This is a genomic window from Rheinheimera baltica DSM 14885, assembly GCF_000425345.1.
Lineage (GTDB): Bacteria > Pseudomonadota > Gammaproteobacteria > Enterobacterales > Alteromonadaceae > Alishewanella > Alishewanella baltica.
In genome coordinates this window covers 1-1,460 of the sequence record NZ_AUDG01000126.1, presented here as the reverse complement: position 1 = coordinate 1,460, position 1,460 = coordinate 1, and the positions used below count along the sequence as shown (strand labels likewise).

General features: G+C 51.2%; 3 protein-coding genes. All 3 read right to left on the bottom strand.

The annotated features are described in order from the left end of the window. The coding region (locus tag H595_RS0119655) for an IS66 family transposase zinc-finger binding domain-containing protein (RefSeq protein ID WP_027672664.1) at positions 1 to 635 on the bottom strand (635 nt) is incomplete at its 3' end. A gap of 92 nt (positions 636 to 727) precedes the next feature. Beyond that, entirely contained in the window at positions 728 to 1,084 is a 357-nt protein-coding gene (gene tnpB, locus H595_RS0119650) for an IS66 family insertion sequence element accessory protein TnpB (RefSeq protein ID WP_027672663.1), read from the bottom strand. Between the two features lie 2 nt (positions 1,085 to 1,086). Continuing rightward, positions 1,087 to 1,377, bottom strand: a complete 291-nt coding sequence (tnpA, locus tag H595_RS0119645; RefSeq protein WP_240474957.1) for an IS66 family insertion sequence element accessory protein TnpA — start codon at positions 1,375 to 1,377, stop codon at positions 1,087 to 1,089. Positions 1,378 to 1,460: the final 83 nt, after the last annotated feature.

Sequence of the window (1,460 nt, the reverse complement as noted above, 5' to 3'; positions counted from 1 at the left end):
GCCTGAGCAAACATTTTTTCTTGTCGGTACAGTGGCAGGCCGTAGTGCATTTTACTGCTGATGATTTGGGCCAGCAGGCTGGGCGTTGCCATGCTTTTGGGAATAATGGCTGACGGCACATCGGCAATTTGTATGGCCACTGTCGTACCTTTATTTTCGCACACCCGGCAGCTGTATTTGGGCCTGACGTTTTTAATCACCCGGATTTGCGCAGGGATAAACTCAATCTGCTCGCTGACTTCCTCACCCATCCGGTGCAGTGCATGGCCGCAGCAAGCACAGGTTTTATCGGTAATGTCGTGCACCACCTCCACCCGTGGCAACTCGGCAGCAATACGTGGACGGCGCGGTTTGGCGGGTTCTTCCGCTTCGGTCTGAGTCGCTTCTGGCTGGGCTGGCTCTTCGTCAGCAAGCTGCTCTGCTTCGTTCAGCACCTCGCCATCGCCCTGATAGCTTTCGCTGCTGGGGCTGTATTTTTTGTATTGGGCAAGGTTGTACTGCTCCAGCAGTTGCTGCAGCTTATCTTCGAGTTTCTGGTTTACCCGCTCTAATTTGGCGATGCGCTTGTCACGCTCAAGCAGCATTTTCTTGAGCGTTTCAATGTCATCCGGTAGTGTTGAAGGTGTCTTTTTCATGGCCGTTATTGTAACGGCCAATGCGGCTAAGTGCCTGTACTTATTTAGATTGTTTAAGCTGCGATCAAATGGATTTATAGCCGATCGGCATATCACCCCACACTTTGGTAGTGCAGCGGCTGATGCGGTGTCAGTTTTTGGATATCGATACCCTGCAACAGCCAGTGCCATTGCTGCTCGCTGATGGTTAATACCTTGCCTGGCATAAGGCGTGGCCAGCGGAATGTGTCTTTTTCCAGCCGTTTGTACCACAGGCAAAAGCCGGTGCTGTCCCAGTACAGCACTTTTAAGCGGGTGCGCTGGCGGTTACAGAATACAAACAGCGCACCGCTAAACGGTGATTGCTGCATGTCCTGCTCAACCAACAGCGACAGGCCATTAATGGATTTTCTAAAATCCACCGGCTGTTTATGCAGGTAGATTTTGGGCGGGTCGATAAACATCTTCATGGTTAAAGTGCCCGGAGTAACGCCGCTAACCATAAGGCATCGGTGCCGGAAGGTAAAAGCAGTTCAACATCGCGCTTTTTCAGCAGCATTGGCTGGCTAAGCAACATGCCTTGCGGCGTCAGTTCAACAAAGCCGGTATTATCATCCTGCTGCCAGGCGAGAAGTTGCCGCTTACGATAGCTGAAATAAGTCGGGTCAATGCCTTGTTGTTTTGCAAATTCGGTTTGCGTTAGCCCACTGGCTTTATACTGGTCAAACAGCGCCAGCCACTGCTCGGTTGTTCTGCGGATCATGTGAAACCCCTGTCTGGTAGTAGATCCAAACAGGGTATGAAAACTTAGCTAAGCTTGGAATGTGTGGTTGGGGTTACGCTTAC